The following is a 19,262-nucleotide window of genomic DNA, read 5'->3' on the forward strand; positions in this document are numbered from 1 at the left end:
GGCGCACGGCAGGGCAGCCGGAGCGGCGTGAGGGAAAACGCGGGAACCGGCGGCCCGGGGATCGGGCGCGCGGAAACGGTCAGGCCGCCGAGGCGATCAGCGGGAATTCGTAGATGGCGCCGGCAGGCTGCGCCGGAGCGGCGTGGCTGCGCAGCAGATCGCCGGCCATGTCCAGGCAGCTGCCGCATGTCGCGCCGCAACCGGTGCGCATCGTCAGCTCGGACACCTCGCGGCAGCCGGCCGCGGCCGCCTGGCGGATCTGGGAATCGGTGACGCCGTTGCAGATGCAGACGAACAAGGCGGAAATCCTGGCTGCGGAGCGCGGAGCCATATTCCGACACAAACGAGAATCATTGTCAAACGAGAACCGTTCAGCTGACGCTGCCGTCGCGGTCGCGCCCCTTGCCGTCGGCCGGGCGCGGCCGGCTGCGCCGCTGCGCCCCGAAACGACTGCGCGCGCGCGCCTCGATGGTCGCCTGCGGGATCGCCTGGTGCCCGGCGATCTGCCGCGCGAACGGCGCCAGATGCAGCAGCGCGCTGGTGTAGACCCCGCGCTTGAACATCACCACATGCTCGAGCGGGTACCAGAAATCGACCCAGCGCCAGTGGTCGAACTCCGGCTTGTCGGTCAGGTCGAGGCGCAGGTGGGCCTCGTCGCCGACGAACTGCAGCAGGAACCAGACCTGCTTCTGGCCGACGCAGACGATGCGGTCGTTGCGCCGGATCGCCCGCTGCGGCAGCCGGTAGCGCAGCCAGCCGGGGGTCGCCCCGAGCACGGCGACGTGCTCGGGCAGCAGCCCGGTCTCCTCGCGCAGTTCCCGGTACATCGCCTCGAGCGGCGTCTCGTCGGTATTCATCCCGCCCTGCGGGAACTGCCAGCCATCACGCCGTACACGCCGCGCCCAGAAGACGCGACCGTCCGGGCGCATCAGCACGATGCCGACATTGGGCCTGAACCCGTCCGGATCGATCACGATGCGGACTCCTAATTCGATTGACTTGCGTCACTGTCCCCGACTCTGCCACGGGGATGGCAGCGGGACAAGCGCCACCGACGCAGCCGCTACCCGTGCATCAGGACCCGGCAGCAGGTGCCCCGCACCTGCCCCACGGTGGACCGAAACACGGCGCCCCGGGGGGGGCGCGGAGGGAATCCCATGCTGCTTCAACGACACGGACAGGCACGAAAAACCCGCCAGCCGGCGGGTTTTTTCAATAATTCAAATTGGTGGCTATGGGTGGACTCGAACCACCGACCCCAGCATTATGAGTGCTGTGCTCTAACCGGCTGAGCTACATAGCCATCGGTCGTGCGGGCATCGCCGCGACGAGCCGCGCATTTTGCTATCCCGCCGGCCCCGCGTCAATCCGGGGCCGGGATGCTTCCGCCGCCCGGCGGGCGCGGGACCTCAGCGCGCGGCCGGGGCGCCGGCGTCGACACCCAGCTGGTCGAGCATGAACGCGTACATCTCGGCGGACTCGCGGAAGCGGCGGAAACGGCCCGACTTGCCGCCGTGGCCGGCCTCCATGTTGGTGCGGAATACCAGCGGGTGGCTGCCGGTGTCGAGGTCGCGCAGCCGGGCGACGTACTTGGCCGGCTCCCAGTACTGCACCTGCGAGTCCCACAGGCCGGTGCCGACGAACATCGCCGGGTAGGCTTGGGCACGCAGGTTGTCGTAGGGCGAGTACTGCACGATGTAGTCGTAGTACTCCTTCTGCTCCGGGTTGCCCCACTCGTCGTACTCGTTGGTGGTCAGCGGGATGCTGGGGTCGAGCATCGTCGTGACCACGTCGACGAACGGCACCTGCGACAGGATCACCCGGTACTTGTCCGGCGCCATGTTCGAGATCGCGCCCATCAGCAGGCCGCCGGCGCTGCCGCCGTAGGCGGCGACGCGGTCGGGCGCGGCGTAGCCCAGCCGGACCAGGTCGTCGGTGACGTCGATGAAGTCGGTGAAGGTGTTCTGCTTGTTGAGCAGCTTGCCGTCGTCGTACCAGGCGCGGCCCATCTCCTCGCCGCCGCGGATGTGGGCGATCGCGTAGACCATGCCGCGGTCGAGCAGGCTGACGTTGGTGACGGAGAAACCCGGGTCCATCGACGCGCCATAGCTGCCGTAGCCGTACTGCAGCAGCGCGGCGGTGCCGTCCTTGACGAAGCCCTTGCGGTAGACCAGCGACACCGGGACGCGCTTGCCGTCGCGCGCGGTGGTCCACACGCGCTCGGTCACGTACTGCGACGGGTCGTAGCCGATGACCGGCTGCTGCTTGAGCTCGCGACGCTCGCCGGTCGTCACGTTGACCTCGTAGGTGGTCGCCGGCGTGGTCAGCGAGGTGTAGCTGTAGCGCAGCCAGTCCGTATCGTGTTCGGAGTTGGTCGACAGGCCCATCGAATACGCGGGCTCGTCGGCCTGCACGAAGGTGTCGCTGCCGTCGGCCTTGAGCACGCGCACGCGCTCGAGCGCGTCGGAGCGTTCGCCGATCGCGGTGAAGCCGTCGAACAGTTCGAAGCCCTCGATGTAGACGTCGTCGCGGTGGGCGATCCAGTCCTGCCACTGCGCGCGCGAGGTCGCGTCGCTGGGCGCGGTGACCAGCTTGAAGTTGGTCGCCGGTGCACCATCGGCAGCGGGGGCGTTGGTGCGGATGACCCAGCGGCCGCCGTGGTGGTCGGCGTCGTACTCGACGTCGCGGGCGCGCGGGGCGAGCACGGTGAACGCCGCCGGGTCCGCGGCCGGGGCGTAGCGGTATTCGCTGGAGACGGTGCTGCTGACGCCGATGACGATGAAGCGGTCGTCGCGGGTGCGGCCGATGCCCATGTAGAAGCTGTCGTCGCCCTCCTCGTAGACCAGCGCGTCGTCGGCGACCGGGGTGCCGAGCACGTGCTTCTTCACCCGCACGGTCAGCAGCGTGTCCGGGTCGTTCTCGACGTAGAACAGCGTGCGGTTGTCGTCGGCCCAGACCAGGTTCGACGACACGCCGGCAATCGTCTCCGGGAAGATCTCTCCGGTCTGCAGGTCGAGGAAGCGGATCGTGTACTGGCGGCGGCCGTTGGTGTCGTCGGCGTAGGCGAGGATGCGGTTGTCCGGGCTGACCTCCCAGTTGCCGACGGCGTAGTAGTCCTTGCCGTCGGCGAGGATGTTGACGTCGAGCAGCACCTGCTCGCCGGCGAAGTCGCCGGCCTCGTTGGCGGCCTGGATCGACAGCGCGTCGACGCCGGCCGCGTCGGGGCGGCGGGCATGCACCGGATAGTCCTTGCCGGTCTCGAAGCGCGAGTAGTACCAGAAGCCGCGCTCGCGGTACGGCACCGAGCTGTCGTCCTGCTTGATGCGGCCGACGATCTCGCCGTAGAGCGCGTCCTCCAGCGGCTTGAGCGGCGCCATCACCGCGTCGGCGTAGGCGTTCTCGGCATTGAGGTAGGCCAGCATCGCCGCGTCCTCGCGCTTGTCGTCGCGCAGCCAGTAGTACGGGTCCTCGCGCGTGGCGCCGTGCGGCGCGGTGACGGTGTGCGGGCGCTGCTCGACATCGGGCGGCACCGGCAGGGCGGCAAGGACGGTGGTCGGAACGGTCATCAGGCTCAGGCTCGTCAGGATCGGCGCGGCCAGCAGGGCCGCCGCGCGGGGAAAGGTCGTCTTCATCGATGGGTCCATGCGCTGCGCGTGCAACGGCGGGAGGAACGCCGGCCGCGGCGGCGGCCGGCGACGGGTGGGATCACTTGCCCAGCTGCTGCCACAGGAACGTCAGGTACAGCGCGTCCATGTGCGCGGCCTGGCGGTTGTTCGCCGCGCCGCCGTGGCCGCCTTCGATGTTCTCGTAGTAGCGCACGTCCTTCCCGGCCTCGGACATCTTCGCCATCATCTTGCGGGCATGTCCGGGATGCACGCGGTCGTCGCGCGTGGAGGTCAGCAGGATCGTCGGCGGGTATTCCTTCGCCGGGTCGAACAGGTGGTAGGGCGAGAACTCCTGGATGAACTGCCAGTCGGCGGTATCCGGGTTGCCGTACTCGGCCATCCACGAGGCGCCGGCCAGCAGCTTGTGGTAGCGCTGCATGTCGAGCAGCGGCACCTGGATCACCACCGCGCCGAACAGCTCCGGATACTGGGTCAGCATGTTGCCGGTCAGCAGGCCGCCGTTGCTGCCGCCGCGCACGCCCAGGTGCGCCGGCGAGGTGATGTTGCGCGCGATCAGGTCCTGCGCGACCGCGGCGAAGTCCTCGTAGGCCTTGTGCCGGTTCTGCTTGAGCGCCGCCTGGTGCCAGCGCGGGCCGTACTCGCCGCCGCCGCGGATGTTGGCGACCGCGTACACGCCGCCCTTCTCCAGCCAGCCCTTGCCGATGCCGCCCGAATAGCCCGGGGTCAGCGAGATCTCGAAGCCGCCGTAGCCGTAGAGCAGGGTCGGGTTGCTGCCGTCGAGCACCAGGTCCTTCGGCCGCACCAGGAAGTACGGCACGCGGGTGCCGTCCTTCGACGTGGCGAAGTGCTGTTCGACCTCGTGCCTGGACGCGTCGAAGAACGTCGGCATGGTCTTGAGCACTTCGGGCGCGGCGTCGCTGCCGATCTCGGCCAGCATCAGCGTGCTGGGAGTGAGGAAGTCGGTCACCGTCATCCACAGCGCGTCGGACTCGTCGCTGTCGACCGCGGCCACGGCCACCGTGCCCAGTTCCGGCACGCCGGCCAGCGCGCTGCGTGTCCAGCCATCGGCGCCCGGGGTCAGCACCGTGAGCCGGTTCTTGACGTCTTCGAGCACGTTGACGACGAGGTGGTTCTTCGTCCAGGTCGCACCGGCCAGCGATGTGGTCTCGGTCGGCTCGAACAGCACGTCGAACTCGCGCTTGCCGGCGAGGTAGTCGTCGAACTTCGCCACCAGCAGCGCGCCGGCCGGATAGGTCGTGCCGGCGACGGTCCAGGGCTCGCGCAGTTCCAGCATCAGCCATTCGCGGTGCGCGGACTTGTTGGCCGAGTTCGGTGCGTCGATCTTGGTCAGTGCGCCGGACGCTCCTGCGCATCCTGCGCCCGCGCCACTCGCACATCCATGTGCATCGTCGCCGTTACGCAGATACAGCTCGTCGTTGTAGAAGGCCAGCGTGCGGCTGACGAAATCGCGCTCGAAGCCGGGCGTGTCGTCGTGGATCGCGGCGATGTACATGTCATCGGGCTGGCCCTCGTAGACCAGCGTGGCCTGGTCCATCGACTGGCCGCGCGCCAGCTGCTTGACGATGCGCGGATAGCCCGAGCTGGTCAGCGAGCCGTCGCCGAAATCGGTGTAGACGTAGACGTTGTCCTGGTCGATCCAGCCCAGCCCGCCCTTGGCCTCGTCGCGGAAGAAGCCACCGTCGACCCAGGTCTTGGTCGAGAGGTCGAACTCGCGGGTGACGTCGGCATCGGCGCCGCCGCGCGACAGCGCGATCAGGCAGCGCGTGTAGGCCGGGCGCAGGCAGCTGGCGCCGTGCCAGACCCAGTTCTCGCCCTCGGCCGCGTTCAGCGCATCGAGGTCGAGCACGGTCTCCCACTGCGGCTGCGGCTTGCGGTATTCCTCGAGCGTGGTGCGGCGCCAGATGCCGCGCTCGTGGTTCCTGTCGCGCCAGAAGTTGTAGTACCAGTCGCCCTGCTTGTAGACGCCGGGGATCTTGTCGTCGGAGTCGTAGATCGCCAGCAGGTCGGCCTCGAGCTGCTTGAACTCGGGGGTCTCGGCCAGTTCGGCCTCGGACTTGGCGTTCTGCGCGCGGACCCAGTCCAGCGCCTTCTCGTCGGTGACGGCTTCGAGCCACTGGTGGGGATCGTTCACGGCGGCCTCCTGGGCATGTGCGGCGCCCATCGACAGGCCGGCGCTGATGCCGACGGCGAGACAGAGCTTGGACAACGGGGACATGGCGACTCCGGCGGGCGCGGTGGGGTGACCGCCAACGCTAGCACGCCGCGCCCCACCCGGCCGCGTGACCAAAGTCACGCGCCCCCGGGAGCCTCAGCGCAAGCCGGTCAGCAGCCCCGCTGCCGCCAGCACCCTGCCCGCCAGCACCCTGCCCGCCACGCCCGGTCGCCTGCGCCTGGCCGGCCGGCGCGTGGCCTGGGCCGCAGCAGGGCCTGGCCGACGCCGCCGCGGAACCGCTGACGAGGCCGGTCCGCGGCGGCGTGGCAGGCGAAGCAGGCACAACGTGGCCCAGGCGGCCGCCGGCAGGCCGAGCAGCCACATCGGCGCCGGCCCGAGCGCGCCCGCGCCGCTGCGCGCGGCCGGGAACGACAACAGCGCGACAGCGCCCAGGAACAGCAGCCCGAGCAGCGCAGCGCCGAGCAGGCGGCGGTCGTCGGTGGCGGATTCGATCGTCGACATCGGGAAGACCTCGCGGCAGGCCCGGAGCGGGCATGGGGCGAGTCTGTCGGGCCGTCATCTCACAGGCTGCGACCCTGCGCATGGCGCGCCGCAGACCAGCGGATCACCGTAGGGCGGGTCTCGACCCGCCGCTCGACGCCATGGCGGGTCGAGACCCGCCCTACGCCGCGCGGCACCTGCGGAGTGGCCGCGCCTCAGTCCTCGTACTTCTTCAGCGCCAGCGCCAGCAGGCTGCGCGCCTGCTCGCGCAGCGCGACCGGCTCGAGAATCTCGGCGTCGGCCCCGTAGTGCAGCACGTCCATCAGCAGTTCGCGGGCGCCGCTGTAGGGCACCTTCAGCTCGTAGCGGCCGTCGGGCAGGAAACGCCCCTGCTGCTGCGAATGCCAGTGTTCGTCGGCGACCCAGCGCGCGGCCTTGGGGCTGAAGAGGATCGTCGCCACGCCCTTGGGCGCGCCGGAGAAGATGCCGTAGCTGCCGGCCAGGTGGGTGTCGAGCGTGGCCTCGTCGATGTCGATGGCATCGGCCGTCAGCACCCGCGCGTTGCTGATGCGGTCGACCGAGAAGCTGCGCAGGCCGTCGCGGTCGTTGTCCCAGGCGTCGAGGTACCAGTTGTCGCGGTAGTGGGTGATGCGCTGCGGCGACACCGTGCGCCGGGTCTTCTCGTCGGTCGAGCGGGCCCGGTACTCGAACGCCAGCTGCTTGCGCTGCAGCACCGCCGAGCAGACGTTGCGGAATGCGTGTTCGTCCATGCGTCGGCCGCGATGCGGAATCACCCGCACCCGCTGCACCGGCCACTGCTTGCCGGCCGAGTGCTCGTCCAGCAGTTTCTCGATGCGCGACTGCAACGGCGCCAGCGCGCTCGACAGCACCCCGCCGCCGCTGCGGGACAAAAGCTGCTGGGCGGCGAGCAGGGCATGCAGCTCCTCGGAATTGAGCCACAGGCCCGGCAGTTCGAAGCGCCCGCCGTCCTCGGCCTCGTAGCGGAACCCGGCATCGCCGTCGCCGACGACCGGCGCCATCAGCGCGTCGCGCAGGAAGGCGAGGTCGCGGTAGACCGTCGCCCGCGAGCATTCGAGCTCGTCCTGCAGCTTGGCCACCGTCACCGGATAGCGCGAGGTCTTGAGGATGCGGTGCAGCGAGAGGATGCGTTCGTATCGGTCCATGCGCCGATTATGGCGCGTCCCGGCCCCGCCGCGGGGGCCGGCGCGGGGCCGCGATCCACGCCGCCCGAGGCTAACCGCGGTTTAACCCCGCCCGCCCTAGACTCGCGCCCACACGGGGCGCACAACAGGGACAACGCATGGCGCACGGGAAAGCAGGACGCGACTGGCTGCCGGCGCTGCTCGCGACGCTGCTGCTGCACGGACTGGCGCTCTGGTGGCTGTGGCAGCAGCGCGACCGTGCCGACACGTCGCGCGCGGCCACGGCGCTGCAGGTGATCTGGATCGAACGCCCGGTCGCCGGGCCGCCGGTACCCGCCAGCCCGGCGCCCGCCACGGCAGCGGTCGAGGCAGCCGCGGCCCCGCACCGGCCGGTGTCGGTACCGACGCCCGCGCCCGCGCCACGCGCCCTGCAGGCGGTCGAGATCCCCGCGCCGCCGACGGACGCGTCGCCCTCGGCGCCATCGCTGCACGAGCAGGCCCGCGAATGGGTGCGGGCGCAGGCGCCGGCAAACGATTTCGCCCCCGATCCGTTGCGCCATCGCCCGCCGCCGGCGGCGGACGGCCGCTTCGCGATGCGCGAACCGCTGTCCCCGCAGGACGTGGTCAACGGCATCGGCGCGCTGCTGTTCGGCGGCGGCCCCACCGATCCCTGTCCGCAGATCCGCCACAACATCGCCAGCGGCGACCAGGCAATGGTGGCCGAGGAGATCCGGCGCCTGCAGCAGTTCTGCCTGTAGCGGACGCGCGCGGCCGGTCAGCGCGCGACGTACGCCCGTGCGCAGGCGGCCACGCGCGCGGCCTGGCCGCGCAGTTCCGGCATCGCGATGCTCTCCCACAGGCTGCCGATGCGCAGCGCGCCGAGCGTCCACAGTCCCGGTACCGGCACGCCATCGGCGCCGCGCAGTTGTCCGTCCACGGTGGTGTCCACGCCCAGCCCGTGCGGGCCGGCCCGTACCAGGCCACGCGCCTGCAGCGCCGGCAGCAGCGGGTCCGGGGCGCCGCGCAGCGCCTTGTGCATGCCGGTGGCGTTGACCAGACGATCCACCGCCAGCGTGTCGACACGGCCGGTGCCGCGCGCCCGCACCCGGACCTGCAGCGGCGGCCCGGCCTCGACCGCGTGCAGATGCCCGGCGCGCAGCGTGAACCGGCCGGCAGCCTGGAGCTCTGCGAGCACCGCCGCGGCCTCGGGCGCGATGCGGTGGCGGTGGATGTCCCAGTAGCGCACCGCGTGGCGCAGGAAGCGGCGCTGCTCGTCGGCCGGCAGCGAGGTCCACAGGGCCTGCACCTGCGGCCGCAGCCGCTCCATCGCGTCCTGCCACGGCCGCCCCGCGGCCACCGCCTCGGCTGCCCAGCGACGCAGCATGCGCATGCGCGCATGCACGCCCAGCGGCAGCAGCGCATCGATGCCGCCGGCCTGCGGCAGGGTCCCGGGGGCGTGCGCCAGCGGCATCAGGCCGTGCCGGGAGACGGCGGTGATCCGGCCGCGGTGGCCGTTCGCGTGCAGGGTCAGCACCACGTCGACCATGCTCAGGCCCGCACCGACGATGCAGACCTCGTCGCCGGGATCGATCGCCGCCACCGCCGCATGGTCCCAGGCCTCGACGACGCCGGCCGGCGCGACCGCCCCCGGCGGCAGCGGCAATGCCGCCGGCAGGTTGCCCAGCGCCAGCACCACGGCGCGCGCGTGCAGGGCGGCGCCGGACGCGAGGCTGAGGGCGTAGCCACCGGCCTCGGGCCGGATGTCGACCGCCGCATCGGTCCTGCGCTCCGGCGCGGCGGCAGCGGCCCGCGTCGCCAGCCGCTGCGCGAGGTAGCGACCGTAGACCCGGCGCGGCGCGAACACGCCGGCCAGCGCATCGATCTCCTGTCCTCCGGCTTCCGGTTGCGCGGCCAGGTACTGCAGGAAATCGTCGGGCCGGGTGTCGAATGCGCTCATCCGCGCGGCATTGACGTTGAGGATGTGCTCGGCGCGCGGCGTCGAGTAGGCCACGCCCTGCGCCAGCGCGGCGCGCGGCTCGACCAGTGCCACGCGCAGCGCCCCATCGTCGGCCGCATCGCGCCCGAGCAGATGCCAGGCCACGAGGGCGCCGCAGGCGCCGGCGCCGACGATCGCGACATCGAGCCGGGCGGAGGTGGAAGAGGACGGCACGGCGGACCTCGGCAATGGCGGGCGGCCAGTATCCCATCCGCGGCGCCGGCTGCCGCGGACTCGCCAGGACGTGCCGCAGGTCGCTTCCCCGTCCGGTCCCCGCATGGCAGGCTGGCGCACCTGCCGGCGGCCTGGCCCGGGGACCGGATCGCGGCCGCCTGTCAACGCCTTTTTCGCCCCGCATCGACGGAGCCGCCATGCCGCACCTGCTGACCACCAGTGTCCTGTCCACCCTGTCGGCCGCCGGCCTCGGCCTGCTGATGTGGACCGGGATGACGATCGCCCTGCTGCACATGCGCGCCGCGTCCGCGTCCTCGCTGCACCAGTTGCAGTTGCTGGCCCTGCTGCTCGGCGCAGCGCTGGTCGCCGCCGGCCTGTTCGCCCGCGGACCCGGCAGTGCGCGCCTGCGCGGCGCAGCGGCCCGATGGCGCACCGATTGGCCGGCGCGGGCGGCCCTGCTGGCGACGGCGACGCTGCTGCTGGCCCTGCTGCTGGCCGCACTGCTCGCGCTGGCGCCGGCCGGCGCCAGCCGCGCGACCGGACTGTCGCTGCTGGGCCTGCTGCTGCTGGCAAGCGCGTTCGCCACGGCCGCGGCCACCGCGACCGCGCTATCCCGCGCCGCGCCGGCGGTGGCCGCCTGGCAGCATCCGATGACGCTGCCGATCCGGGTCCTGCTGGCCATGGCCTGCGGGCTTGCGGTGCTGTATCTGCTGATGCAGCTGCTGTTCGTGTCCTACAACGACGGCGTGACGATGCTGGCCACGCTGACCGGCCTGGGCGTCGCCGCGGCCGCCTGCGCCGCGGTGCAGTGGCGCGCGGCCGACCGCGGGGCACAGGCCGCGACAGCGACGGATCCGGGCCGGCGCGCACGGACCCGCCACCTGCGGTTGGCGGCCGTCTCCCTGCTCGCGGTCGCCCCACTGCTGGCCTGGAGTGCGGCGGCGATGCAACTGCTGCCGGCCTGGCTGCTGCTGGGATTCGCCGCCGCCGCGCTGCTGGCCGGCGCCGGCATCGAGCGCGGCCTGCTGCTGCGCCACGGCAAACTGGAGCCCGCGCCCGCCTGAACCCCGCCGGCACGCCCGGGCTCGCTGCCGCGCCCTCGGCTTGAAGTGCCACGAAACCGCGGCATAATGCATGGAACCGATTACATGAATGGGCTGACATGCTTGCCGGCTGGTGGTTGGCCATTGCGGGCCTGCCAACAATCACCCACCCGCTTCCGGCTGCGCCGGAGCAGACCGCGATCGTCGCTGTGGCCGCGCGGCAGGTGCCCCTGCGCCGCCCCTGCTACCAGCTGAGCTGCCGCGACGCCGAGCTGCGGCCGATCGCCACCACCCAGCGGATCTGGCAACCGCGCGCCCCCGGCGTCCGCCCCAGGGACGTTGCGGCGCCGCTGTTGCCGCTGCCTACCCGGCGCATCGTCGCGCTGAATTCGCCGTTCTCGCAGCGCGACAGTTTCCGCTCCGGTGGCAACCACGTGAAATGGGACGCCAGCTACGGCATCGAGGCGATCCGCAGCCCCGAAACGACCCTGCAGCTGGAATTCGGCACCGGCATCCGCATCGAGCCCTATACCGACTTCGGCACCGCGGTGCCCGGCCCCGTTGCCCGTGGCCGCATGCAGCTGTCGAAGGAACTGGGGGAACGCGCGTCCTTCACCCAGCAGGTGCAGGTCGAGACCGGCCGCGAGAACACCTTCGTCCGGCAGACGCTCGCGTTCGACTACGAACTGCTGCCGCAATGGACGCTGCGCTCGGATTTCGAGCTGCGCCACGACACCCTCGGCAACGGCGGCCAGGGCAGCACCGACACCGAAGGTTCGCTGCGGGTGCGCTACACGTTCTGACGGCGTAGCAACGCGCGTCGGCCGCGTAGGGCCGACCGACGCAGGATCGGGGCAGCCGTCTTCCCCCAGGCTCGAGGCAACAACCACAGACCAGCGCGGCAGATCAGCCTGGCAGAAATGCGCCGGCGCCGGCCCCAAGCAGGCGCGCCGCCACCTCGGCGCCCAGCGACTCGGCGGCATCGGCGTCGGCCTCGCCCGACGCCCGCACCACCTGGCCGTCGCTGGCCGAGCCGACCAGCCCGGACAGCCGCAGGCGATCCTCGTGCAGCTGCGCGAACGCCGCGACCGGCACGTGGCAGCTGCCGTGCAGTGCACGGTTCATCGCCCGCTCGGCCTCGACCTGCACCCGGGTGAAGCGGTCGTCGAGCCGGGCGAGCAGCGTCTGCACCGCGGGGTTGTCGTCGCGGCACTCGATGGCGATCGCGCCCTGTGCCGGCGCCGGCAGCCAGTCCGGGGCGTCGAGCCGCGCGCGGATCCGGTATTCCAGCCCCAGCCGCGCCAGCCCGGCGCAGGCCAGCACGATGGCGTCGTAGTCGCCGGCATCGAGTTTCGCCAGCCGCGTGTTGACGTTGCCGCGCAGGTCGAGCAGGGTCAGGTCGGGGCGCCGCGCGCGCAGTTGCGCCTGGCGCCGCAGCGACGAGGTACCGACGCGCGCGCCTTGCGGCAAGGCATCGATCGCGTCGAAGCGGTTGCTGACGAACGCGTCGGCATGGTCGGCGCGGGCCAGGATCGCCGGCAGCGCGAAGCCCGGCTCCAGCCACATCGGCACGTCCTTGAGCGAATGCACGGCGCAGTCGGCCTCGCCGCGCGCCATCGCCACTTCCAGCTCCTTGAGGAACAGGCCCTTGCCGCCGATCGCCGCCAGCGAGCGGTCCAGCACCTCGTCGCCGCGCGTGCTCATCGGCACCAGTTCGACGTCGAGTCCCGGCACGAGCGCGCGCAGCAGCGTCGCCGCGTGCTCGCTCTGCCACAGCGCGAGCGGGCTCCTGCGGGTGGCGATGCGTAGACGATCCATCCGCGCATTATCGGCGATCGCCCCGCCGCGACGCGAATCGACCGTGGCCGCGGCCCGTGGCTACAGCTGGCGCACGACCTCGCGCAACTGCGACACGCAGCGCCGGCTGACCTCCAGCGGCCGGTCGCCATGGCGCAGCACCGCATGCACGTGGCCGTCGAGATCGCGGCGCAGCTCGACCAGTTCGTGCCGCGCAACCAGGCAGTTGCGATGGATCCGCAGGAAGCGCGGGCCGAACTCGTCCTCCAGCGATTTCAGCGACTCCTCCACCAGGTCCTCGCCGCGCGCGTGGTGCACGACGACATACTTCTCCTCCGCCTGCAGGTAGCGGATCTCCTCGATCGGGATCAGCCGCAGGCTGCCGCGCAACCGTGCGCACAGGTGGCTGCGGTGCTTCTCCCCGTCGCCGTTGCCGGCGACCGCCTCGCGTCCCGCGGTATATGTGCGCGCACGCTCGAGCGCGGCCTGCAACCGCTCCGGCCGCACCGGCTTGACCAGGTAGTCGACCGCGGCGGCCTCGAAGGCCTTCAGCGCGTGGGCGTCGTAGGCGGTGCAGAACACCACCGCCGGACGCGGCTCGAAGGCGCTGAGGTGGCGCGCGACCTCGAGCCCGTCGATGCCGGGCATGGCGATGTCCAGCAGCACCAGCGCCGGATCGTGCGCGGCGCAGGCCTCCAGCGCCGCGCGGCCGTCGCCGGCCTCGGCCACCACCTCGATGCCCGGCTCGGCGTCGAGCAGCATGCGCAGGCGCGCGCGCGCCAGCGGTTCGTCATCGGCGATCACGACCTTCACAGCTGTCGCTCCTTCGCGGCAGCCGCCTCCCAGGCGACCGGCAGGTGGATGTTGCAGGCATAGTAGCCATCGTCCCAGCCGTAGGTCATCCGCGCGCGCGGGCCGAAGGCATAGCCCAGCCGCTGGGCGATGCTGCGCTGGGCATGGCCGGCCCCCTGCGCCCGCGGCGGCACGGGCTGCGCGCCCGGCGCCAGCGACGGGTTGCGGATGACGATCCGCAGCGTCTCGGGCGTCGCGTCCAGGCTGACGTCGATCCTGCCGCCCTCGGGCAGGCGCGAGATGCCGTGCAGCACTGCGTTCTCCAGCAGCGGCTGCAGCACCAGCCGCGGCATCGGCAGGTCCCACGGCAGCGGTTCGGTGCGACGCCAGCGGACCTGCAGGCGCTCGCCCAGCCGCAGCTGTTCGATCGACAGGTAGCGCTCGGCCAGCGCGACCTCCTCGGCCAGCGTCGAGCTGCCCTCGCCAGCCCCCAGCGCGGCGCGGAACAGGTCCGACAGGTCGAGCACCGCGCGCTCGGCGACGACCGGGTCGCGGCGCAGCAGCATCGCGATCATGTTCATGCTGTTGAACAGGAAGTGCGGGCGGATCCGCGCCTGCAGCGCATCGGCTTCGGCCCGCGCCTGCGCGGCCACCTGTCCCTGCCAGCGGTCGATCACGTAGAAATAGCGCAGCGCAATCGCGGTCAGCAGCGCCACCACCGCCGCGCTGCCGCCGACGAAACGGCCGGTCGAGGGCAGGTGGCCGTCGCCATCGACGCTGGCGAACAGGCCGTGCACGATCGCCGAGGCCACCAGCGCGATCAGCATCGCGATCACGACTGCGGCGATCGCGCCCAGCCGCACCGGCAGCCGCGACAGCTGCGCGCGCGCGGCGCACAGCAGCACCGATACCGCCAGCGCCAGCCACAGCGCATAGCCACTGGCGGTGAGGAAATCGCGTGCGTCCCAGCCCGGTGCGGCGCCAGGCACCAGCGCCACGATGACCACCGTCATCTGCGCCAGTCCCAGCATCGTCGCCAGCCGCGGCAGCCGGCACAGGTCCGGCAGCCAGATCCCGTCGCCGGCCGGCGCGGTCATGCGTCAGGCGGCCTGGAACCGGGTCGTCAGCCAGTCGCCGAGCGCGGCGATCTCCTCGGCACAGACCGAGTGCGGCATCGGATAGGTGTGCCACTGCACGTCGAAGCCGAACGCGCGCAGCAGCGCCGCGCTGCGCTCGCCGGCTGCGACCGGCACCACCGGGTCCTGGCTGCCGTGCGCCATGAACACCGGCTGGCGGTTGGCGCCGTCGACCAGCGCCGCCTGCGCGGTGTTGGCCGCGGGCAGGTAGGTCGACAGCGCGACCAGGCCGGCCAGCGGCTCGCGCCGGCGCAGGCCTGCGGCCAGCGTCACCGCGCCACCCTGCGAGAAACCGGCCAGCACGATCCGCGCCGGCGGCACGCCGCGCGCGGCCTCGCGCGCGATCAGCGCATCGACCTGCGCCACCGAGGCCAGCACGCCGGATTCGTCGGCGCGGTTGGCCAGGTCGATGTCCTGGATGTCGTACCAGGCGCGCATGCGCACACCGTTGTTGATCGTCACCGCGCGCACCGGCGCGTGCGGGAACAGGAAGCGCACCGCCGGCCAGTCGCGGCGCACGAGTTCGGGCAGGATCGGCACGAAATCGTGGCCGTCGGCACCGAGGCCATGCAGCCAGATCACGCTCCAGCGGGGATCGGCTCCGGTTTCGCGTTCGATGCACTCGAGCAGGTCGGGCGTGTCCATGCGGTCCTTTGGTTGTCGGGAAAGACGCAAGTGTAGACCGTCGCCGACGGCGGCCATGCGCCGCGCGGCCCGCCACGGACGGAAAAAACCGGGGTCTTCTGGAAGAGAGTCGCCCGATCCTGCGTAGGTCGGCCCTACGCGGCCGACGTGCGCGGCGTCCGGGTCTGGCGCGATGTCGGAGGTCTGCCCGATGCGACCTGGCCGCGCGTCCCGGCGTCGGGGGCGTTGCCCCGACCTACGGCGGTGACGGCAGAGGCTCAGCCGGGCAGGTCCACCGCTGCGTCGACACCGCGTGCCGCCTCCGCGCGCAACGCACCGGCACGCCGCAGCACCAGCGGCGGATCCTGTTCCTCGGGCGTCGTGAACAGCCGGTGGCGGCGCATCCACTGGCCGAGCCGGCGCGAGGACGTCAGCCGGACGATCGGGATCGAGCCGGCCAGGCCGACGATGACCGGCGACATCCACAGCGCCAGCCCCGGCGACATCGCGACCGCCGCGACGCCCATCACCAGGCCCAGCAACGTGGTGCCGCGATAGCTGCGCCACAGGTCGGCCAGCGTCTGCCGGCCGTCGTCGCGCTGCTGCGCGTCCCAGCCCGAATCCCTGCCCGCCAGCACCTCGGCGACGCCACGCGACTGCACGTACATCGTCACCGGCGCCATCAGCGCCGCCAGCACGTTCTCGACCAGCACGCTGGCCAGCGCCCGCAGCGCGCCACCGCAGCCGCGGCGCAGACGCGGGTCGAGCATCGTGACGATGTAGCCCATCACCTTCGGCGCGAACAGCATCGCCATCGTCAGCGCGAACACGCCGAGGAAGCGGCCGGAATCGATCGCCATCCAGTAGCCGGCGGCCGAGAAGCCGCCTTCGCCCGGCATGCCGTGCTGCAGCGGAATCGCCAGGCCGATCAGGATCAGCATCGCCCACAGCGGCGCGGTGAGGTAATGGCCGATGCCGATCAGCAGGTGCCAGCGGCTGACCCAGTGCAGGCCGCGCGCCGGCAGCACGCCGCCGTGCTGCAGGTTGCCCTGGCACCAGCGGCGGTCGCGCACCAGCATGTCGGTCAATGTCGGCGGGCCTTCTTCGTAGCTGCCCTCGAGCGTGGGGATCATGTGCAGCGCCCAGCCGCCGCGACGCATCAGCGCCGCCTCGACGAAGTCGTGGCTGAGCACGTTGCCACGGAACGGCACCGTGCCCTGCAGCGCCGGCAGCCCGCCGTTGCCGGCGAAGGCCGCGGTGCGGATCATCGCGTTGTGGCCCCAGTAGTTGCTCTCGGCACCATGCCACCAGGCCACGCCCTGGGCGATGACCGGCCCGTAGATGCGCCCGGAAAACTGCTGCATGCGCGCGAACACGGTCGCGCCGTTGACGATCAGCGGCAGCGTCTGGATCAGTGCGACGTCGTCGTGGCCTTCCATCGCCGCAGCCAGCCGCACCAGCGTATCGCCGGTCATCAGGCTGTCGGCGTCGAGGATCAGGAACTGCGGATACGCGCCGCCCCAGCGCCGCACCCAGTCGGCGATGTTGCCGGCCTTGCGTTCGTGGTTGTCGTCGCGGCGGCGGTAGTAGAGGTTGCGCGCGCCGGTGCGCGTGCGCATCCGCTCGAACGCCTGCACCTCGCGTGCGTGGATGCCCGCGTCGCGCGTGTCGCTGAGCACGAACAGATCGAAGCGCTCGCCCTGCCCGGTCGCCTCGAGCGACTCGAGGATCGCCTGCAGGCCGGCCATCAGCCGCTCGGGATCCTCGTTGTAGGTGGGCATCAGCAACGCGGTACGCGCGCGCAGCGCAGGCAGGGGTTGCGCGGTATCGATGCCCAGCCGCGCCGGCCGCCGCAGCAGCACCATGACGAACCCGGCCAGCGAACTGGTGAACGACTGCACGATCCACGCGAACAGCGGCACGAACACCACCAGCAGCAGGCCTTCGAGCACGTCGATGCCTCCGATCCGCAGCAGCCACCAGATCTGGTAGGTCGCCAGCAGGGTCAGCGCCGCGGAAGTGCCGATGATCGATGCGCGCCGCCACCCCATGCCGGGCGGCGACGAAGGTCGCACGCGCGTGTCGAGGCGGCCCTCGCGCAGCGACTGCACCGGCATCGCGGTCGGCGACTCCGGCGGCATCGTCGGCAATGTGGCGATGTCCGACTCGCCCGGCTGGCGGGGCGGCGCACTCATGGCGTCCACCGGTAGAGCCAGGTCTCCGAGAACGCCGCACCGTCATGCAGCAGCCGCATGCGCAGCTCGACGACCGCTGCATCCTGTGGCTCCAGCTCGAAGCCGACCCGCCAGCCGCCGTCGGGGCGGCGGTGCACGACCGGATGTCGCAGCAGACCTGCCGATGCGGCCGCCTCGACCGTCGGCAACGCCGCCTCGTCCAGCGCCGCGCCGCCGTCGAGATCGATGACGAACAGGCGCGCCCCGGACTGCGTCTTCGGCACCGCACCGATCCGGGTCGCCGTGACCGTCGCAAGCCGCGGCAGCCACACATGCCCGCCCGACCAGTGCAGCCGGTAGCGCCAGCGGCTTTCCCGGCCGGCGTGCAGCGCCGTGGCCGGGCGCCAGAACGCGACGATGTTGTCGTGGTACTCGTCTGCGGTCGGAATCTCGACCAGGTGCACCTCGCCCGCGCCCCAGTCCGCCAGCGGTTCGACCCATGCGCCGGGGCGGCGCTCGTAGCCGGCCTCCGCATCCTGGAAGTCGCCGAACGCGCGCTTGCGCTGCATCAGGCCGAATCCGCGCGGGTCGCGGTCCTGGAAGCCGCTGTGCTGCAGCGCCTGCGGGTTGCGCAGCGCACGCCAGACCTGCTCGCCGGTGCCGGTGAGCATCGCCAGGCCGTCGGAATCGTGCACCGCCGGGCGGTAGTCGTCGATGCCGACGCGGTCGCCGGCATCGAAATGGAACATGCTCGTCAGCGGCGCGATGCCCGCATTGGCGATGTCCACGCGCGGGAACAGGCGGGCATCGACGTCGAAGACCGTGTCCTGGCCGGGCGCGATGACGAAACGGTAGGCACCGGCGACGCTGGGGCCGTCGAGCAGCGCATCGATGATGATCGTCTCCGCGTCCACGGCCGGGCGATGCAGCCAGAATGCCCGGAACACCGGAAATTCCTCGGGCTCCGGATCGCCGCTGCCCAGCGCAAGCCCGCGCGCCGACAGGCCGTACCCCAGGCCTTGCGCGACCGCCCGGAAATAGCTGGCGCCGAGGAACGCGCAGATCTCGTCCTGCACGCCGGGCCGGTTCAAGGGGCCATGCAGGCGGAAACCGGCGAAGCCGATGTCGTCGAGCTGCGGCGCCGGATTGGGGCTGTAATCGAAATCATCGGTCGAGAAGCGCAGGGCGCGCGCCTGGCTGTTCTCGACGACATGCAGGTCCACCCGCTCGCGGAACAGGAAGCCGCGGTGGAAGAACCGCGCCTGGAAGCGCCCGTCGTCGTCGCCCCACAACGCATGCTCGGGCCGGAAGCGGAAATCGCGGTACTGGTCGTAGCTGCTGTCAGCCAGCGACGCGGGCAGGCGCGCATCAGGCGGTGCGTAGGGCCGGGCCGCCAACGCCCGCGCCAGCGACACCACCGTCCGGTCGTCGAAAGCCGTCGCGTCGCCCGCACCCAGCGCCGGCCACCAGCCACCAAACAACGGAAGCGCCATCGCGCCCGCCAGTACATCGCGTCGTCTCACCCAGCACCCAGCCGTATTCAGGATCAGCGTGAGACTGTAGCGGCGGGGTTGTAAGCATTGCGCGAAGCCGTCGCGGCGATGGTGGGCCCACCAGGACTCGAACCTGGAACCAAAGGATTATGAGTCCTCTGCTCTGACCATTGAGCTATAGGCCCGCGGGACGCAATCGTAACAAGCCGCCGCAGGCTTTTGCCGCGTCATCCGCCGCACGCAGCAACCGGGTACCCGAACGTTTTCGCCCTCCAACCGGCGCACGTCATCCCGCATCGATCGGACAACGCCCCCCTCGTCCGGATAAACCTCCCGGAGCCACCGCGCCCGTAGGTCGGGGCAACGCCCCCGACGCCGTGCGCCCCCGGACGTCATCCCCGTCGGCCGCGTGGGGCCGACCTACGAAAGAACCAAAGAAAAACCCCCCGCCGGGAACCGGCGGGGGGTTTTGGATAAAACCCTGGCGATGACCTACTCTCGCATGCTGGATGCACACTACCATCGGCGCATGTACGTTTCACTTCCGAGTTCGGAATGGGATCGGGTGGT

At 71.5% G+C, this 19,262-nt stretch carries 16 protein-coding genes, 2 tRNA genes and 1 rRNA gene; 3 read left to right on the top strand and 16 right to left on the bottom strand.

Annotated elements, in window-relative coordinates; translation table 11 throughout:
* Positions 1-79 precede the first annotated feature (79 nt).
* The 7 genes from LDO26_RS14245 to LDO26_RS14275 form a co-directional block, all read right to left on the bottom strand.
* Positions 80-298, bottom strand: a complete 219-nt coding sequence (locus tag LDO26_RS14245) for a (2Fe-2S)-binding protein (protein ID WP_232131762.1) — start codon at positions 296-298, stop codon at positions 80-82.
* A 73-nt stretch (positions 299-371) separates the two neighbouring features.
* Positions 372-974: an RNA pyrophosphohydrolase gene (locus LDO26_RS14250; RefSeq protein WP_435594096.1), complete on the bottom strand. Its 603-nt coding sequence runs from the start codon at positions 972-974 to the stop codon at positions 372-374.
* Between the two features lie 252 nt (positions 975-1,226).
* Positions 1,227-1,303 (bottom strand) — tRNA-Met (locus LDO26_RS14255).
* A 106-nt stretch (positions 1,304-1,409) separates the two neighbouring features.
* Positions 1,410-3,632 (bottom strand): S9 family peptidase, encoded by a 2,223-nt coding sequence (locus tag LDO26_RS14260; RefSeq protein ID WP_232131763.1) that lies wholly within the window; start codon positions 3,630-3,632, stop codon positions 1,410-1,412.
* 73 nt (positions 3,633-3,705) lie between these two features.
* Positions 3,706-5,862, bottom strand: a complete 2,157-nt coding sequence (locus LDO26_RS14265) for a prolyl oligopeptidase family serine peptidase (protein ID WP_232131764.1) — start codon at positions 5,860-5,862, stop codon at positions 3,706-3,708.
* 93 nt (positions 5,863-5,955) lie between these two features.
* A complete protein-coding gene (locus tag LDO26_RS14270) occupies positions 5,956-6,321 on the bottom strand; it encodes a hypothetical protein (RefSeq protein ID WP_232131765.1) in 366 nt (121 codons plus the stop codon).
* A 194-nt stretch (positions 6,322-6,515) separates the two neighbouring features.
* Positions 6,516-7,484, bottom strand: coding sequence for a helix-turn-helix transcriptional regulator (locus LDO26_RS14275; protein ID WP_232131766.1), 969 nt, complete (start codon positions 7,482-7,484; stop codon positions 6,516-6,518).
* A 137-nt stretch (positions 7,485-7,621) separates the two neighbouring features.
* Between LDO26_RS14275 and LDO26_RS14280 the strand changes: the two genes are divergently transcribed.
* The gene (locus LDO26_RS14280; RefSeq protein ID WP_232131767.1) at positions 7,622-8,221 is read left to right on the top strand and encodes a hypothetical protein; all 600 of its coding nucleotides are present in this window, start codon (positions 7,622-7,624) and stop codon (positions 8,219-8,221) included.
* 17 nt (positions 8,222-8,238) lie between these two features.
* Here LDO26_RS14280 and LDO26_RS14285 read toward each other — a convergent pair whose 3' ends face one another.
* Positions 8,239-9,633, bottom strand: coding sequence for an FAD/NAD(P)-binding protein (locus LDO26_RS14285; RefSeq protein WP_232131768.1), 1,395 nt, complete (start codon positions 9,631-9,633; stop codon positions 8,239-8,241).
* Positions 9,634-9,830: 197 nt separating this feature from the next.
* Between LDO26_RS14285 and LDO26_RS14290 the strand changes: the two genes are divergently transcribed.
* A complete protein-coding gene (locus LDO26_RS14290; RefSeq protein ID WP_232131769.1) occupies positions 9,831-10,697 on the top strand; it encodes a hypothetical protein in 867 nt (288 codons plus the stop codon).
* A 98-nt stretch (positions 10,698-10,795) separates the two neighbouring features.
* Positions 10,796-11,479: a DUF481 domain-containing protein gene (locus LDO26_RS14295; protein WP_232131770.1), complete on the top strand. Its 684-nt coding sequence runs from the start codon at positions 10,796-10,798 to the stop codon at positions 11,477-11,479.
* A 103-nt stretch (positions 11,480-11,582) separates the two neighbouring features.
* Here LDO26_RS14295 and hemC read toward each other — a convergent pair whose 3' ends face one another.
* The 8 genes from hemC to rrf form a co-directional block, all read right to left on the bottom strand.
* Positions 11,583-12,494, bottom strand: a complete 912-nt coding sequence (gene hemC / locus LDO26_RS14300) for a hydroxymethylbilane synthase (protein ID WP_232131771.1) — start codon at positions 12,492-12,494, stop codon at positions 11,583-11,585.
* A gap of 60 nt (positions 12,495-12,554) precedes the next feature.
* The gene (locus LDO26_RS14305; RefSeq protein ID WP_343226182.1) at positions 12,555-13,286 is read right to left on the bottom strand and encodes a LytR/AlgR family response regulator transcription factor; all 732 of its coding nucleotides are present in this window, start codon (positions 13,284-13,286) and stop codon (positions 12,555-12,557) included.
* Positions 13,283-14,362 carry a sensor histidine kinase gene (locus LDO26_RS14310; RefSeq protein WP_232131772.1) on the bottom strand — a complete coding sequence of 360 codons (1,080 nt, stop codon included), beginning with the start codon at positions 14,360-14,362 and terminating at the stop codon, positions 13,283-13,285. The genes LDO26_RS14305 and LDO26_RS14310 overlap by 4 nt, the downstream gene beginning before the upstream one ends.
* Positions 14,363-14,365: 3 nt before the next feature.
* A complete protein-coding gene (locus LDO26_RS14315) occupies positions 14,366-15,046 on the bottom strand; it encodes an alpha/beta hydrolase (RefSeq protein ID WP_232131773.1) in 681 nt (226 codons plus the stop codon).
* 257 nt (positions 15,047-15,303) lie between these two features.
* Positions 15,304-17,220: a glucans biosynthesis glucosyltransferase MdoH gene (mdoH, locus tag LDO26_RS14320; RefSeq protein ID WP_232131774.1), complete on the bottom strand. Its 1,917-nt coding sequence runs from the start codon at positions 17,218-17,220 to the stop codon at positions 15,304-15,306.
* Positions 17,217-18,722 carry an OpgD/OpgG family glucan biosynthesis protein gene (locus LDO26_RS14325; protein ID WP_232131775.1) on the bottom strand — a complete coding sequence of 502 codons (1,506 nt, stop codon included), beginning with the start codon at positions 18,720-18,722 and terminating at the stop codon, positions 17,217-17,219. The genes mdoH and LDO26_RS14325 overlap by 4 nt, the downstream gene beginning before the upstream one ends.
* A 79-nt stretch (positions 18,723-18,801) precedes the next feature.
* Positions 18,802-18,877: transfer RNA gene (locus LDO26_RS14330), tRNA-Ile, on the bottom strand.
* 294 nt (positions 18,878-19,171) lie between these two features.
* Positions 19,172-19,262: ribosomal RNA gene (rrf, locus tag LDO26_RS14335) — 5S ribosomal RNA — on the bottom strand; the annotation flags it as partial.

The sequence above is a fragment of the Proluteimonas luteida genome, from assembly GCF_021191695.1.
GTDB lineage: Bacteria > Pseudomonadota > Gammaproteobacteria > Xanthomonadales > Xanthomonadaceae > Luteimonas > Luteimonas luteida.

Coding starts and splice junctions, on each gene's coding strand:
- LDO26_RS14260 (WP_232131763.1), bottom strand. CDS start 3,632: ATGAAGACGACCTTTCCCCGCGCGGCGGCCCTGCTGGCCGCGCCGATC.
- LDO26_RS14265 (WP_232131764.1), bottom strand. CDS start 5,862: ATGTCCCCGTTGTCCAAGCTCTGTCTCGCCGTCGGCATCAGCGCCGGC.
- LDO26_RS14270 (WP_232131765.1), bottom strand. CDS start 6,321: ATGTCGACGATCGAATCCGCCACCGACGACCGCCGCCTGCTCGGCGCT.
- LDO26_RS14275 (WP_232131766.1), bottom strand. CDS start 7,484: ATGGACCGATACGAACGCATCCTCTCGCTGCACCGCATCCTCAAGACC.
- LDO26_RS14280 (WP_232131767.1), top strand. CDS start 7,622: ATGGCGCACGGGAAAGCAGGACGCGACTGGCTGCCGGCGCTGCTCGCG.
- LDO26_RS14290 (WP_232131769.1), top strand. CDS start 9,831: ATGCCGCACCTGCTGACCACCAGTGTCCTGTCCACCCTGTCGGCCGCC.
- LDO26_RS14295 (WP_232131770.1), top strand. CDS start 10,796: ATGCTTGCCGGCTGGTGGTTGGCCATTGCGGGCCTGCCAACAATCACC.
- hemC (WP_232131771.1), bottom strand. CDS start 12,494: ATGGATCGTCTACGCATCGCCACCCGCAGGAGCCCGCTCGCGCTGTGG.
- LDO26_RS14310 (WP_232131772.1), bottom strand. CDS start 14,362: ATGACCGCGCCGGCCGGCGACGGGATCTGGCTGCCGGACCTGTGCCGG.
- LDO26_RS14315 (WP_232131773.1), bottom strand. CDS start 15,046: ATGGACACGCCCGACCTGCTCGAGTGCATCGAACGCGAAACCGGAGCC.
- mdoH (WP_232131774.1), bottom strand. CDS start 17,220: ATGAGTGCGCCGCCCCGCCAGCCGGGCGAGTCGGACATCGCCACATTG.